Annotated in this window: 16 protein-coding genes; 14 read left to right on the forward strand and 2 right to left on the reverse strand. The window is 65.9% G+C overall.

What is annotated here, in order from left to right:
- Nucleotides 1-60 precede the first annotated feature (60 nt).
- Together QPK27_RS07450 and paaX are read right to left on the reverse strand one after the other, a co-directional pair.
- Nucleotides 61-1,284, reverse strand: coding sequence for a M14-type cytosolic carboxypeptidase (locus QPK27_RS07450; RefSeq protein WP_290417581.1), 1,224 nt, complete (start codon nucleotides 1,282-1,284; stop codon nucleotides 61-63).
- Nucleotides 1,285-1,355: 71 nt separating this feature from the next.
- Nucleotides 1,356-2,285, reverse strand: a complete 930-nt coding sequence (gene paaX, locus QPK27_RS07455) for a phenylacetic acid degradation operon negative regulatory protein PaaX (RefSeq protein ID WP_290417582.1) — start codon at nucleotides 2,283-2,285, stop codon at nucleotides 1,356-1,358.
- A 115-nt stretch (nucleotides 2,286-2,400) separates the two neighbouring features.
- On the opposite strand from paaX, the gene paaA reads away from it, so the two are divergent.
- From paaA to QPK27_RS07525, 14 genes are all read left to right on the forward strand, one after another.
- On the forward strand, nucleotides 2,401-3,390 hold the full coding sequence (gene paaA, locus QPK27_RS07460; RefSeq protein ID WP_290417583.1) for a 1,2-phenylacetyl-CoA epoxidase subunit PaaA: 990 nt from the start codon (nucleotides 2,401-2,403) through the stop codon (nucleotides 3,388-3,390).
- Nucleotides 3,391-3,522: 132 nt separating this feature from the next.
- Nucleotides 3,523-3,807 carry a 1,2-phenylacetyl-CoA epoxidase subunit PaaB gene (gene paaB, locus QPK27_RS07465; protein WP_020651929.1) on the forward strand — a complete coding sequence of 95 codons (285 nt, stop codon included), beginning with the start codon at nucleotides 3,523-3,525 and terminating at the stop codon, nucleotides 3,805-3,807.
- Nucleotides 3,808-3,815: 8 nt separating this feature from the next.
- Nucleotides 3,816-4,577 carry a 1,2-phenylacetyl-CoA epoxidase subunit PaaC gene (gene paaC / locus QPK27_RS07470; protein ID WP_290417584.1) on the forward strand — a complete coding sequence of 254 codons (762 nt, stop codon included), beginning with the start codon at nucleotides 3,816-3,818 and terminating at the stop codon, nucleotides 4,575-4,577.
- On the forward strand, nucleotides 4,577-5,086 hold the full coding sequence (paaD, locus tag QPK27_RS07475) for a 1,2-phenylacetyl-CoA epoxidase subunit PaaD (protein WP_290417696.1): 510 nt from the start codon (nucleotides 4,577-4,579) through the stop codon (nucleotides 5,084-5,086). The genes paaC and paaD overlap by 1 nt, the downstream gene beginning before the upstream one ends.
- A 19-nt stretch (nucleotides 5,087-5,105) precedes the next feature.
- Nucleotides 5,106-6,182: a 1,2-phenylacetyl-CoA epoxidase subunit PaaE gene (gene paaE, locus QPK27_RS07480; protein WP_290417585.1), complete on the forward strand. Its 1,077-nt coding sequence runs from the start codon at nucleotides 5,106-5,108 to the stop codon at nucleotides 6,180-6,182.
- Nucleotides 6,183-6,225: 43 nt separating this feature from the next.
- A complete protein-coding gene (gene paaG, locus QPK27_RS07485) occupies nucleotides 6,226-7,017 on the forward strand; it encodes a 2-(1,2-epoxy-1,2-dihydrophenyl)acetyl-CoA isomerase PaaG (protein WP_290417586.1) in 792 nt (263 codons plus the stop codon).
- A 2-nt stretch (nucleotides 7,018-7,019) separates the two neighbouring features.
- Nucleotides 7,020-7,460, forward strand: coding sequence for a hydroxyphenylacetyl-CoA thioesterase PaaI (paaI, locus tag QPK27_RS07490; protein ID WP_290417587.1), 441 nt, complete (start codon nucleotides 7,020-7,022; stop codon nucleotides 7,458-7,460).
- A 22-nt stretch (nucleotides 7,461-7,482) separates the two neighbouring features.
- Complete coding sequence (gene paaK, locus QPK27_RS07495; protein WP_290417588.1) at nucleotides 7,483-8,793, forward strand: phenylacetate--CoA ligase PaaK; 1,311 nt, start codon at nucleotides 7,483-7,485, stop codon at nucleotides 8,791-8,793.
- 19 nt (nucleotides 8,794-8,812) lie between these two features.
- Nucleotides 8,813-10,018 carry a 3-oxoadipyl-CoA thiolase gene (gene pcaF / locus QPK27_RS07500; RefSeq protein ID WP_290417589.1) on the forward strand — a complete coding sequence of 402 codons (1,206 nt, stop codon included), beginning with the start codon at nucleotides 8,813-8,815 and terminating at the stop codon, nucleotides 10,016-10,018.
- A 4-nt stretch (nucleotides 10,019-10,022) separates the two neighbouring features.
- Nucleotides 10,023-10,622, forward strand: a complete 600-nt coding sequence (paaY, locus tag QPK27_RS07505; protein WP_290417590.1) for a phenylacetic acid degradation protein PaaY — start codon at nucleotides 10,023-10,025, stop codon at nucleotides 10,620-10,622.
- A gap of 31 nt (nucleotides 10,623-10,653) precedes the next feature.
- Nucleotides 10,654-12,717 (forward strand): phenylacetic acid degradation bifunctional protein PaaZ, encoded by a 2,064-nt coding sequence (gene paaZ, locus QPK27_RS07510; RefSeq protein WP_290417591.1) that lies wholly within the window; start codon nucleotides 10,654-10,656, stop codon nucleotides 12,715-12,717.
- A 59-nt stretch (nucleotides 12,718-12,776) separates the two neighbouring features.
- A complete protein-coding gene (locus QPK27_RS07515; RefSeq protein WP_290417592.1) occupies nucleotides 12,777-13,244 on the forward strand; it encodes a cupin domain-containing protein in 468 nt (155 codons plus the stop codon).
- 109 nt (nucleotides 13,245-13,353) lie between these two features.
- Nucleotides 13,354-13,734 (forward strand): type II toxin-antitoxin system RelE/ParE family toxin, encoded by a 381-nt coding sequence (locus QPK27_RS07520; RefSeq protein WP_290417593.1) that lies wholly within the window; start codon nucleotides 13,354-13,356, stop codon nucleotides 13,732-13,734.
- Entirely contained in the window at nucleotides 13,718-14,029 is a 312-nt protein-coding gene (locus tag QPK27_RS07525; RefSeq protein ID WP_290417594.1) for an XRE family transcriptional regulator, read from the forward strand. Before QPK27_RS07520 ends, QPK27_RS07525 begins: the two co-directional genes overlap by 17 nt.

Below are 14,029 nucleotides of genomic sequence, written 5' to 3' on the forward strand. Positions count from 1 at the left end.
TCCTTGAGCGCATAAAAAAACGCTCCGTCATGCGGAGCGTTTTTCATTGGAGCGTCGTGCTTACTTGATCGCGCGGATCGCGCTCAGCACCGGCTGCAGCACCGCCGCACCCAGGCGCGCGCTGCGCGCACCATCCCAGCCCACCTGCTCGTCCGGATCGTTGGCGTTGTCCTTGAACGGCAGTTCCAGGGTCAAGGAAAGGCAACCGAAGGCGTGCGTGATGTGCGGCGACCCCATGGTCAGCGTCTCTTCCGAATACGGCGATTCGCCGTAGCCGTGCACGTCCTGGAAGTCCGGGCTGGCGATCTTGAAGTCGGCGATGAAGCGCTGCTGCGCCTCGGCTTGTTCGGCCGTGAAGTTCGGCAGCGATTCGCTGCCCGCCACGAACACGTACGGCAGGCCTTCGTCGCCGTGCACGTCCAGGCACAGGTCGACGCCCACTTCGTGCATCTTCTGCTTGACCAGGAACACCTCCGGGCTGCGCTCCATGGTCGGGTTCAGCCATTCGCGATTCAGGTTGGCGCCGGCCGCGTTGGTGCGCAGGTTGCCGCGCACCGAGCCGTCCGGGTTCATGTTCGGCACCACGTAGAACACCGATTCCTTCAGCAGCTGGCGGCCGAACGGGTGCGCCGGATCCAGCAGCGCGTCGAGCATGCCTTCGACGAACCNCACCACGTAGAACACCGATTCCTTCAGCAGCTGGCGGCCGAACGGGTGCGCCGGATCCAGCAGCGCGTCGAGCATGCCTTCGACGAACCATTCGGCCATCGTCTCGCCCGGGTGCTGGCGCGCGATCACCCACACCTTCTTCTTGCCCTCGGCCGGCTCGCCGATCACCAGCATGTTCAGGTCGCGGCCGTCGACGGTCGAGCCCAGGTCGAGCATGCGCACGTTTTCCGCCATCTGGGCGCGGTCCAGCAGCTCCAGGTGGCGCTCGAACGAGTAGGGCTCGAAGTAGGCGTAGTAGACGCTGTCCATGCCCGGGGTGTGCTCGATGCTCAAGACCTGGCCGTCGAAGCTGGTGGGCACGCGGAACCAGTTGACACGGTCGTAGCTCGCCATCGCCTGGTAGCCTTCCCAGCCGGCCGGATAGGCGGCCTTGCCGGCGTTGAGCAGGCGGATGGTGCAGGCTTCGCCTTGCGCGCCCTGCAGGCGGAAGTAGAACCACTGGATGATGTCGGCGTGCGAGTCCTTGCGGATGTTCAGGTCGATGGCGTTGGCGCTGGTGGCGTTCACGACTTCGATGGCGCCAGCGTCGAATTGGCTGCTGATCTTGATAGACATGGTGTTGTCCTGTGTTGGGAAGTGCATCAAAGAAGAGATGATAACCGCTTTCGCGCCCGCCGACGGTGCGGCTATTCGACCTGCAAGCCGCCGAAACGTGCGTGGAAAGCGGCGTCGGCGTCTGGCGTGGCGGGGTCTTCGCGGCGCAGCATGGCCAGCAGGTGCTGTTCGGCGCGCGCCTGGCACAGGCGGTAGATGTCGCGCGCCAGCGCATACGCACTTGAGCCGGGCCACGGCTGCGGCAGCAGCGCCAGAGGCAGCATCGGGTCGTGCAGCTGCACCCGGCGGTAGGCGTGGATCAGCAGGGTGCGGATCGCAAACGCATCCTGCGGCGTGATGTCGTCCTGGCCCAGCAGCGCCGGCAGCGGGGCGAAGGTCTCGATGAAGGCCTGATAGCCTTCCACCACCGCATCCAGGTTCCAGCAATCGCGTACCAGCTGCGGCAGCGGACGCGAACCGAGTCCCGCCAGCTCGGCCACCTCGCAGACGAACACCTTGCTCTCGGCATCGTTACGCGCCAGCAGGTCGCGCAGCGTGTCGCGCTCGGGCGCCGGATGCGCCATCACGCCGGTGGCCAGCATGGCAAAGCCTTCCCACTCGAGTTCCTTGCGCAGCTGCGCGCGCAGTTCGCTGTCGATGCTGCCGCCCGGAGCGAGCACGAAGGTCCACTTGCCGTCCCATTCCAGGCCCGGCGCCGAATAAATGCGGCGGTTGGCGCGCTCGAAGCGTGGCAGGGCCGCCGCTTCCAGTTCATAGCGGCTGCGCCGGCCTTCGCGGCTGGCGGTCAGCCAGCCTTCCTGCACCAGGCGGAACACGCTGGTGCGCACCAGCCGTTCGCCCACGCCGAGCGGCGCCAGCAGCTCGATCATGCTGCCCAGCCAGAACGCCCCGCCATGCGGCGCGATGGTGTCGCCGCAGACGGTCACCACCAGCGACTTGTGGCGTGGCGGATCGGTGGCGAGCACGTGGGCGATCCATTCGCCGGCGGAAAGTCGTTTCATGAGATGGGTCAGCCTGTCGCTTTTCAATATGATTCAAAATTCTTGTGTACATCGAATTTTTTGTATCGTATTATGATTCGCACAGGTTTGCAATGCAGGAGATGAGGAGACACTCATGTACGCACAGATGGTGGAGACCGGCCTCAAGAAAGTCCGCACAGAACAGGACATGAGCGCCGAAGAACAACAATTCCAGGCGCGCATCGACGCCGGGATCAAGATCGAACCGAAGGACTGGATGCCGGAGGCGTACCGCAAGACGCTGATCCGGCAGATCTCGCAGCACGCGCATTCCGAGATCGTCGGCCAGCTCCCCGAGGGCAACTGGGTCACGCGTGCGCCGACGCTGCAGCGCAAGTCGGTCCTGCTGGCCAAGATCCAGGACGAGGCCGGCCACGGCCTGTACCTGTACAGCGCCGCCGAGACGCTGGGCGTGTCGCGCGACGAGCTGCTGGCCGCCCTGCACGCGGGCAAGGCGAAATACTCGAGCATCTTCAACTACCCGACCCTGAGCTGGGCCGACATGGGCGCCATCGGCTGGCTGGTGGACGGCTCGGCGATCATCAACCAGATCCCGCTGTGCCGCTGCTCGTACGGCCCGTACGCGCGCGCCATGGTGCGCGTCTGCAAGGAAGAATCGTTCCACGCGCGCCAGGGCTACGACATCATGATGAGCCTTGCCAAAGGCACGCCGGAGCAGAAGGCGATGGCGCAGGACGCCCTGAACCGCTGGTGGTGGCCGTCCCTGATGATGTTCGGCCCGTCCGACGCCGAATCGGTCAACAGCGCCCAATCCACCGCCTGGCGCATCAAGCTGTTCTCGAACGACGAACTGCGCCAGCGCATGGTCGACCAGACCGTGCCGCAAGCCGAATACCTCGGCTTGAGCGTGCCCGACCCCGATCTCAAGTGGAACGAAGAGCGCGGCTCGTACGACTTCGGCGAAATCGACTGGTCCGAGTTCCACAACGTCCTGAAGGGCAACGGCCCCTGCAACCGCGAGCGCCTGCGCACCCGCGTGAAGGCCTGGGACGACGGCGAATGGTTCCGCGACGCCCTGGTGGCCCACGCCGACAAGCAAGCCGCAAAGCGAACCGCGGCGTAGGGTGGACGGCTCCGCCGTCCACGCGTTCAACGCACGTCACCACGCCAGATAACGATACAACCGTAGGGTTGGCGGCTGCGCCGCCGACGCGTCCAACGTACGCCGGATCCACCGGCGACATCGGAGACAACAATGAGCAAAGAGTGGCCCCTCTGGGAAGTCTTCATCCGCAGCCAGCACGGCCTGGCCCATAAACACGTCGGCAGCCTGCACGCCCCCGACGCCGAAATGGCGATCAACAACGCGCGCGACGTCTACACCCGCCGCAACGAAGGCGTCTCGATCTGGGTCGTGCGCGCCGCCGACATCGTCGCCAGCAGCCCATCCGACAAGGAGGCGCTGTTCGAACCCGCCAACAGCAAGGTCTACCGCCACCCCACCTTCTTCCCGATGCCGGAAGAAGTCAAGAACCTGTGAGTGCAGCGATGGATGCGAAATTCGCAAAGTTTGATTACCTGCTGCGCCAGGGCGACAACGCCCTGATCCTGTCGCAGCAACTGTGCCAGCTGGTCGGCAAGGGCCCGGCCCTGGAAGAAGACATGGCCCTGTCCAACGTCGCCCTCGACCTGCTCGGCCAGACCCGCATGTGGCTGTCGTATGCCGGCGAGCTGGAAGGCAAGGGACGCGACGAAGACCGCCTGGCCTTCCTGCGCGATGCCGGCGACTACCGCAACTGCATCCTGGTCGAGCAGCCCAACGGCAGCTACGCCGACACCATGATGCGCCAGTTCCTGTTCGACAGCTGGCACTACTTCCTGATGGACGGCCTGACCCGTTCCAGCGACGAACGCATCCGCGACATCGCCGCCAAGTCGCTCAAGGAAGTGACCTACCACCTGCGCCGCAGCGGCGACCTGGTGGTGCGCCTGGGCGACGGCACCGACATCAGCCACGTCAAGATGCAGGCCGCGCTCGACGAGCTGTGGATGTACAGCGGCGAAGCCTTCATCTACGACGACATCGACAACGCGATGGTGGAGCAGGGCGTGGCGCCGGCCGCCGGGCTGCTGCGCAGACAGTTCCTCGACCACGTGGCCGAAGTGCTGCAGGACGCCACCCTGGCCATGCCGGACCCTGGCGCCTGGATGCAGCGTGGCGGCAAGCAGGGCCGCCACAGCGAGCGTCTCGGCTACATCCTGGCCGAGATGCAGTTCCTGCAGCGCGCCTATCCGGGAGCGGCCTGGTGATGACCGCGCAGGACGTCACTGTCGGCCAGGTCTGGGCCTGGCTCGGCGCCGTGCCCGACCCCGAGATCCCGGTGATCTCGGTCGTCGACCTGGGCATCGTGCGCGACGTGCGGGTGCTTGACGACGAATGCATCGTGACCATCACCCCGACGTATTCGGGCTGCCCCGCGATGGGGGTGATCGCCGACGCGGTGAAGGAAGCGCTGCACGCCCACGGCCTGCAAGCGCGCATCGAAACCCGCCTGTCGCCCGCCTGGACCACCGACTGGATGAGCGAGTCCGGCAAGGCCGCCCTGAAAGGCTACGGCATCGCCCCACCGGTACAGCAGGCGATCGACATCAGCGGCCTGCACGCCGGCATCCGCCGCCGCGCCGCGCCAAGCGTGAGCTGCCCGCACTGCGGCTCGGCGCACACCCAGGTGACCAGCGAATTCGGCTCGACCCCGTGCAAGGCGCTGTACAAGTGCCTCGACTGCCGCGAGCCGTTCGATTACTTCAAGTGCCACTAAGTTGCCCAATGAGGCCCGAATGAGCAAATTCTATCCATTGACCGTGGCGCAGGTGAAGCACGAGACGCGCGACGCCATCGCCGTCACCTTCGATGTGCCGCCCGAACTGAAGGACACCTTCGCCTACCGCCAGGGCCAGTACCTCACCCTGCGCACCAGCATCGACGGCGAAGACGTGCGCCGCTCGTATTCGATCTGCTCCGCCGTGCAGGACGAGCGCCTGCGCGTGGCCATCAAGCGCTGCAGCGGCGGCCTGTTCTCGAACTGGGCCACCGAGCGTTTGCAGCCCGGGATGCAGCTCGAGGTCATGCCCCCGAGCGGCAACTTCAACGTGCCGCTGGACGCGGCCAGCCGCCGCCATTACCTGGCCTTCGCCGCCGGCAGCGGCATCACGCCGATCCTGTCGATCGTGAAGACCACCTTGCAGGCCGAACCCGAAAGCCGCTTCACCATCGTCTACGGCAACCGCGCCTCGTCGACCGTGATCTTCCGCGACGAGCTGACCGACCTGAAAGACCAGTACCTGGGCCGCCTGCGCCTAGTGTACGTGATGAGCCGCGAACAGCAGGACATCGAACTGTTCAACGGCCGCATCAACGAGGCCAAGTGCGGCCAGCTGCTGGACGGCTGGATCGACATCCGCGACATCGACGTCGCCTTCATCTGCGGCCCGGAAGACATGATGCACGGCGTCTCGCGCGCCTTGCAGACCGCCGGGTTGGCGAAGGAGCAGATCCGCATCGAGCTGTTCGCCGCCAGCGCGCCCACCCGCGAACGCAAGCCGCGCGACGTTTCGCTCGACGCCCGCCACCAGACCGAAGTCACCGTGATCATGGACGGCAGCGCCGCCAGCTTCACGATGGACAAGGACAAGGAATCGCTGCTGGAAGCCGGCCTGCGCGCCGGCATCGACATGCGCTACTCGTGCAAGGGCGGCGTGTGCTCGACCTGCCGCTGCAAGGTGCTCGACGGCGAGGTCGAGATGGACGTGAACTACGCGCTCGAGGATTACGAAGTGGCGCGCGGGTTCGTGCTGAGTTGCCAGAGTTTTCCGGTGACCGACAAGGTGGTGGTCGACTTCGACATCGCCGAATAGCGCTCAGGCGTCGCGACACCATAACACCATCACGGAGACCGCCATGACCTACGCAACCATCCAGTTCAAGATCGACAACGGCATCGCCGTCCTCACCCTGAACCGCCCCGATCGCCTGAACAGCTTCACCCAATCCATGCACCACGAAGTGCGTGACGCCTTGAACAAGCTGCAGGAAGACAAATCCGCCCGCGTCCTCGTGCTCACCGGCGCCGGCCGCGGTTTCTGCGCCGGCCAGGACCTGAACGACCGCGCCGTCGAACCCGGCGCCCCCGGCGTCGACCTGGGCGAATCGGTCGAAAAATTCTACGCCCCGCTGGTGCTGGCCCTGAAGAACCTGCCGATGCCCGTCATCTGCGCCGTCAACGGCGTCGCCGCCGGCGCCGGCGCCAACCTGGCGCTGGCCTGCGACATCGTGCTGGCCGCCAAGTCGGCCAGCTTCATCGAAGCCTTCTGCAAACTGGGCCTGATTCCCGACACCGGCGGCACCTGGCACCTGCCGCGCCTGATCGGCCACGCGCGCGCCATGGGCCTGGCCCTGCTGGGCGACAAGCTGACTGCCGAGAAGGCCGAGGAATGGGGCCTGATCTGGCGCTGCGTCCCCGACGAAGCCCTGATGGGCGAAGCCCTGGCCATGGCCGAACACTTCGCCGCCGCGCCAACCAAAGGCCTCGCTTTCACCAAGCGTGCCATCCAGGCCAGCTATACCAACACGCTGGAAGACCAGCTGCAGCTGGAAGCCGGCATGATGCGCGAACTCGGCTACAGCCACGACTACCGCGAAGGCGTGGCCGCCTTCATGGCCAAGCGCCCGGCGCAATTCAAGGGAGAGTGAGCATGGATGCGCTGCACCCGCAACAGTTGGCCGAGCTGGCCGGCCGCACGATGTTCGAACGCGACCCGGCCAGCCAGGCGCTGGGCATGACACTGGACGCGATCAAGCCCGGCTACGCGCGCATGTCGATGACGGTGCGCCCCGACATGCTCAACGGCCACGGCACCGCCCACGGCGGCTACATCTTCATGCTGGCTGACAGCGCCTTCGCCTTCGCCTGCAATTCGCACAACCTCAACACCGTCGGCGCCGGCTGCACGATCGAATACCTGGCCCCGGGCCGCGCGGGCGACGTGCTGGTGGCGGAAGCGGTGGAGCAAGCCTTGCAGGGCAAGACCGGCGTCTATGACGTGACGGTGAGCGACAGCGAGGGACGCAAGATCGCGCTGTTTCGCGGCAAGTCGCACCGCGTCGGCGGCCTGGTGGCAGAAGTGATCGCCTGATTCAACGAGAAAGGAGGCCGCGATGGTCCAACGAAATCCCGCTCCAGGCGACCTGGAACCGATCGAACGCGCCAGCCGCGACGAGCTGCAGGCGCTCCAGCTGCAGCGCCTGAAATGGACGCTGCAGCACGCCTACGACAACGTGCCGCATTACCGCGCCGCGTTCGATGAAGCCGGCGTGCACCCGAGCGACCTCAAATCGCTGGCCGACCTGGCCAGGTTTCCGTTCACTGAAAAAAAGACGCTGCGCGACAACTACCCGTTCGGCCTGTTTGCCGTGCCGCGCGAGCAGGTGGTGCGCGTGCACGCCTCGTCCGGCACCACCGGCAAGCCGACCGTGGTCGGCTACACCCAGAACGACATCGACACCTGGGCCAATGTGGTGGCGCGCTCGATCCGCGCCGCCGGCGGGCGCAAGGGCGACCTGGTGCACATCTCCTATGGCTACGGCCTGTTCACCGGCGGCCTGGGCGCGCACTACGGCGCCGAGCGCCTGGGCTGCACCGTGATCCCGATGTCGGGCGGCCAGACCGAGAAGCAGGTGCAGCTGATCTGCGACTTCAAGCCGTCGATCATCATGGTCACGCCGTCGTACATGCTGAACATCGTCGAGGAATTCGCGCGCCAGGGGATCGACCCGGCGCAGTCCTCGCTCAAGGTCGGCATCTTCGGCGCCGAGCCGTGGACCGACGCCATGCGGCGCGAGATCGAGACCCGCGCCGGCATCGACGCGGTCGACATCTATGGTTTGTCCGAGGTGATGGGCCCGGGCGTGGCCAGCGAGTGCATCGAGAGCAAGGACGGCCCGGTGATCTGGGAAGACCATTTCTACCCCGAGATCATCGACCCCGACACCGGCGAAGTGCTGCCGGACGGCGAAGAGGGCGAACTGGTATTCACCTCGCTGACCAAGGAAGCGCTGCCGATCATCCGCTACCGCACGCGCGACCTCACGCGATTGCTGCCGCCGACCTCGCGCTCGATGCGCCGCATGGGCCGCATCACCGGCCGCTCGGACGACATGCTGATCATCCGCGGCGTCAACGTGTTCCCGAGCCAGATCGAAGAACTGGTGTTGAAGATGCCGGCGCTGGCGCCGCAGTACCAGCTGGTGGTGGCGCGCGACGGCCATCTCGACACGCTGGAGGTGCTGGGCGAACTGCGTGACGCTTCGCTCGCGCCCGACGCCGTCGATGCGCTGAGCCGCGAACTGCAGCACTGCATCAAGACCTATGTCGGCGTCACCACGCGCGTGACCCTGATGGCGCCGCAGGGCATCGAGCGCACCCTGACCGGCAAGGCCCGGCGCGTGGTCGACCGCCGCCCCAAATAACGAAATCCGGAGAACCCCCATGAACGACGCTTTCATCTGCGACTCGATCCGCACTCCGTTCGGCCGCTACGGCGGCGCCTTGTCCGGCATCCGTGCCGACGACCTGGCCGCGCTGCCGATCGCCGCCCTGATGGCCCGCAACAAGGACGTGGACTGGCAAACCGTCGACGACCTGTTCTACGGCTGCGCCAACCAGGCCGGCGAAGACAACCGCAACGTCGGCCGCATGGCGGCGCTGCTGGCCGGCCTGCCGCCCGCCGTGCCGGGCAACACCATCAACCGCCTGTGCGGCTCCGGCATGGACGCCGTCGGCAGCGCCGCGCGCGCGATCAAGACCGGCGAAGCGCAGCTGGTGATCGCCGGCGGCGTTGAAAGCATGACGCGCGCGCCGTTCGTGATGGGCAAGGCCGACAGCCCGTTCTCGCGCGCCGCGAAGATCGAGGACACCACCCTGGGATGGCGCTTCGTCAATCCGCTGATGAAGGCGGCATACGGCATCGACTCGATGCCCGAAACCGCCGAGAACGTGGCGCGCGAATTCGGCGTGGCGCGCGGCGACCAGGACGCGTTCGCGCTGCGCAGCCAGCAGCGCTGGGCGCGTGCGCATGCCGACGGCTTCTTCAGGGACGAGATCGTGCCGGTGACGATCCACGGAAAGAAAGGGGATTCGCGTGTGGTCGACACCGACGAGCAGCCGCGTGCAGACACCAGCCTCGATGCGCTGGCGCGCTTGAAAGGCGTGGTCTCCGCGGATGGCACGGTCACCGCCGGCAACGCGTCGAGCCTGAACGACGGCGCCTGCGCGCTGCTGCTGGCCTCCGGCGACGCCGCCGCGCGCCACGGCTTGACGCCGCGCGCGCGCGTGGTCGGCATGGCCACGGTCGGCCTGGCGCCGCGCATCATGGGCTTCGGTCCGGCGCCGGCCGTCAAGAAGCTGCTGGCCCGGACCGGCCTGCGCCTCGATCAGATGGACGTGATCGAACTGAACGAAGCGTTTGCCGCGCAGGGCCTGGCGGTGACGCGCGACCTCGGCCTGCCGGACGACGCCGAACACGTGAACCCGAACGGCGGCGCGATCGCGCTCGGCCACCCGCTGGGCGCATCCGGCGCGCGCCTGGTGACGACGGCGGTGAACCAGCTGCACCGCATTGGCGGCCGCTACGCGCTGTGCACCATGTGCATCGGCGTCGGCCAGGGCATCGCCATCATCGTGGAGCGGGTGTAAACGTATGGTGAAGGTGTATGAGATCGACGGCGTGCGTCCGGTAGTGCATCCGAGCGCCTACGTGCACCCGACCGCGGTGCTGATCGGCGACGTGATCGTCGGGCCGCGCTGCTATGTCGGACCGCTGGCGTCGTTGCGCGGCGACTTCGGGCGGCTGATCCTGGAAGAGGGCGCGAACGTCCAGGATACCTGCGTGATGCACGGCTTTCCGGGCGACGATACGGTGGTCGAGGTGGATGGACACATCGGGCATGGGGCCGTGCTGCACGGCTGCCGGGTCGGGCGCAATGCGATGGTCGGGATGAATGCGGTGGTGATGGACGGCGCCGTGGTCGGCGCCGAGTCGATCGTTGCCGCGATGAGCTTCGTGAAAGCCGGCATGGTCATTCCCCCGCGCTCGATGGTGATGGGCACGCCGGCCAAGGTGATGCGCGAATTGACCGACGAGGATGTGGCCTGGAAGAGCTTCGGGACCAGGCAGTATCACGAACTGGTGGAACGCTCACGGAACACCATGCGCGAAGTCGACGCGCTGGAACAGGTCGAGCCGGACCGCAAGCGAATCGCATTCGACGCCGACGGCATGCACAAGCCGAAGGCCTGAGGCCAAAGAGCCGCACAGACAGGAGACAGACATGGGCAATATTCCGACACTACAAAGCCTGATCGCCGGCCGCTGGCACGGCGCACAATCGCACACCCCGCTGCACAGCGCATTGGACAATGCGCTGATCTATCACACCCATCTTGAGCCGATCGACTTCGACGAAGCCCTGAGCTACGCCCGCAAGACCGGCATCCGTCAATTGATGGGCCTCGACTTCCAGAAACGCGCCCAGCGCCTGAAAGCGCTCGCCTTGTACCTCATGGAGCGCAAGGAAGAACTGTACGAGATCTCGCACCTCACCGGCGCCACGCGCCAGGACAGCTGGGTCGACGTCGAAGGCGGCATCGGCACCCTGTTCGCCTACGCCAGCATGGGTTCGCGCGAGCTGCCGTCATCGAACGTGCTACACGAAGGTCCGGCCATCGCGCTGGGCAAGCGTGGCGGCTTCGCCGGCACCCACATCCTGGTCCCGCGCGGCGGCGTGGCGGTGCACATCAACGCCTTCAACTTCCCGATCTGGGGCCTGCTCGAGAAGTTTGCCCCCGCTTTTCTCGCGGCCATGCCCTGCATCGCCAAGCCGGCCACCGCCACCAGCTACCTGACCTACGCCGTGGTCAAGATGATGATGGACTCGAACCTGGTACCCGAGGGCGCGCTGCAGCTGGTGATCGGCAGCACCGGCGACCTGCTGGATCGCCTGGGCGGCTTTGACGCCGTGACGTTCACGGGTTCGGCCGACACCGCCGCCAGGCTGCGCGCCAACCAGAACCTGATCCGCGAATCGGTCCCGTTCACCGCCGAAGCCGACTCGCTCAACTGCGCCATCCTGGCCCCGGACGTGACGCCGGACGACGAGGAATTCGACTTGTTCATCAAGGAAGTCGCGCGCGAGATGACCGGCAAGGCCGGCCAGAAGTGCACCGCGATCCGGCGCGTGATCGTGCCCGAGGCGCACGTGGACGCGGTGGGCGAACGCCTGCGCGAACGCCTCAGGAAGATCACGGTCGGCAATCCGAAAATGGAAGGCGTGCGCATGGGCGCATTGGCCTCGATGGACCAGCACCGCGACGTGAGCGCGCGGGTAGAACTGCTCGCGCGCGGCAACGAAGTCCTGTTCGGCGCGCGCGACGGCTTTGCTCCGGTCGGCGACGGCAGCAGCAATGGCGCCTTCTTCTCGCCGACGCTGCTCCTGTGCCGCAACGCGTCGTCCAACGCCGCGGTGCACGACATCGAAGCCTTCGGCCCGGTCAGCACCCTGATGACCTACCGCGATATCGACGAAGCGCTCGACCTGGCCGCGCGCGGCAAGGGCAGCCTGGTGACCACGCTGGCCACCAGGGACCCGGCCATCGCGGCCTACGCGGTGCCGATGGCGGCGGCGTCGCACGGCCGCGTCCTGATCCTCGACCGCGAAGCGGCGGTCGACTCCACCGGCCACGGCTCGCCGCTGCCGCAGCTGAAACACGGTGGCCCGGGCCGCGCCGGCGGCGGCGAAGAGCTGGGTGGCATCCGCGCCGTCAAGCACTTCCTGCAGCGCGCCGCGGTGCAGGGCTCGCCAACGATGCTGGGCGCCGTCACCGGCGAATACGTGCGCGGCGGCGCGGTCAAGGAAAGCGAGGTGCACCCGTTCCGGCGCTACTTCGAAGACCTGGAGACCGGCCACTCGCTGCTCACGCACCGGCGCACGGTGAGTGAGGCCGACATCGTCAATTTCGGCGGCGTGTCGGGCGACTATTTCTACATGCACTTCGACGAGATCGCGGCCAGGGACACCCAGTTCGGCCAGCGCATCGCGCACGGCTACTTCGTGCTGTCGGCGGCGGCCGGGCTGTTCGTGTCGCCGGCGCCGGGCCCGGTGCTGGCCAACTACGGCCTCGACAACCTGCGTTTCGTGGCGCCGGTGGCGATCGGCGACACCATCCGCGCGCGCCTGACCTGCAAGCGCAAGGTCGACCGCAACCGTACCGATGAGCGGGGCCGCGGGCAGGGCGTGGTGGCGTGGGACGTGCAGGTCACCAACCAGCGCGACGAGCTGGTGGCAAGTTACGATATCCTGACGCTGGTACAGAAACGCGGCGAGCAGGCGGGTTAAGCTGCTAGCCGCAGCGTGGGTGGCACCCCGCCGCCCACGGCCATCGAACGGAGAGCCTGATGTCCCGACTGGATTTGAGCAGTATCCCGATGCAGGGCGGTAGTGATTATCCCGAGCAGTTCAACGAGCTGGTCGATGGGCGCAGCCAGCAGCGGCTGGGCGAGGCCGGCGGCCTGACCCAGTTCGGCGTCAACCTGGTCGAGTTGCAGCCGGGCGCCGGTTCGGCGCACCGGCACTGGCATTCGTGCGAAGACGAGTTCGTGATGGTGATCTCGGGCGAGTTGACCCTGATCACGGACGAGGGCGAAACCATCATGCGCGCCGGCGATTGCGCGGCTTTTCCAGCCGGCAAGCCGAATGGTCATCACCTGGTGAACCGCAGCTGGGGCAATGGTGTGTTCCTGGTGTGCGGCACCAGGGACAAGAGCGACGTGGTCACGTATTCCGACGTCGACATGCGCTACGACAGCGCCACGGATACCACGACCCACAAGGATGGTACGCCGTATCCGCGTTCAAGCAGCTAGCTACCTGAAATTCACTATCCATCGATCCGCGTCGGCCCGATGTGTTTGCTTGATTCCTTTTCGAACCACTCCTAATATGCTCTTGACGGAATATTCCTCGGAGTGAATAATGTCAAGTCAGTGGGAGGTTGAATATACCGATGAGCTTGGTATGTGGTGGGATGCCTTGACTGAGTTCGAACAAGAATCTATCGATGCGTCAGTTCGCCTCCTTGAAGAAAGAGGTCCGCATCTCGGCTTCCCTCACACATCCGGGATTGTCGGCTCGCGGCATTCGCACATGCGAGAGTTGCGTGTTCGGCATGAGGGACGACCATACCGGATTCTCTACGCATTCGACCCACGCCGTTCAGCTATTCTCCTGCTTGGAGGTGACAAAACGGGTGACAATCGATGGTATGAAGTGAATATACCGATCGCCGACAAGCTGTATGACAAGCACATCGAAATACTGACGAGAGAGGGGCACAGCAATGGCCAGGAAATTTAGCGAACTACGCGCCAAAATGTCGCCTGAAGCACAGGCACGTGCGGCTGCACGTGCCGAAGCAATGCTTGTCGAGATGCAGCTTCAAGAACTTCGTAAAGCACGCAACGTGACGCAGGTCGAGGTTGCCAAAGCCATGAGTGTGGAGCAGGCCGCTGTGTCCAAACTGGAGCGCCGGGAAGACATGTACTTGAGCACCTTGCGGGATTACGTCAAAGCACTCGGTGGCGAGCTGAAACTGGTGGCGTCCTTTCCGGACGCGGATATCCAGGTTCATCCATTCGAGCCGGCAAGCTGA

It is taken from the genome of Massilia sp. YIM B02443, from assembly GCF_030411955.1.
Classification (GTDB): domain Bacteria; phylum Pseudomonadota; class Gammaproteobacteria; order Burkholderiales; family Burkholderiaceae_D; genus Telluria.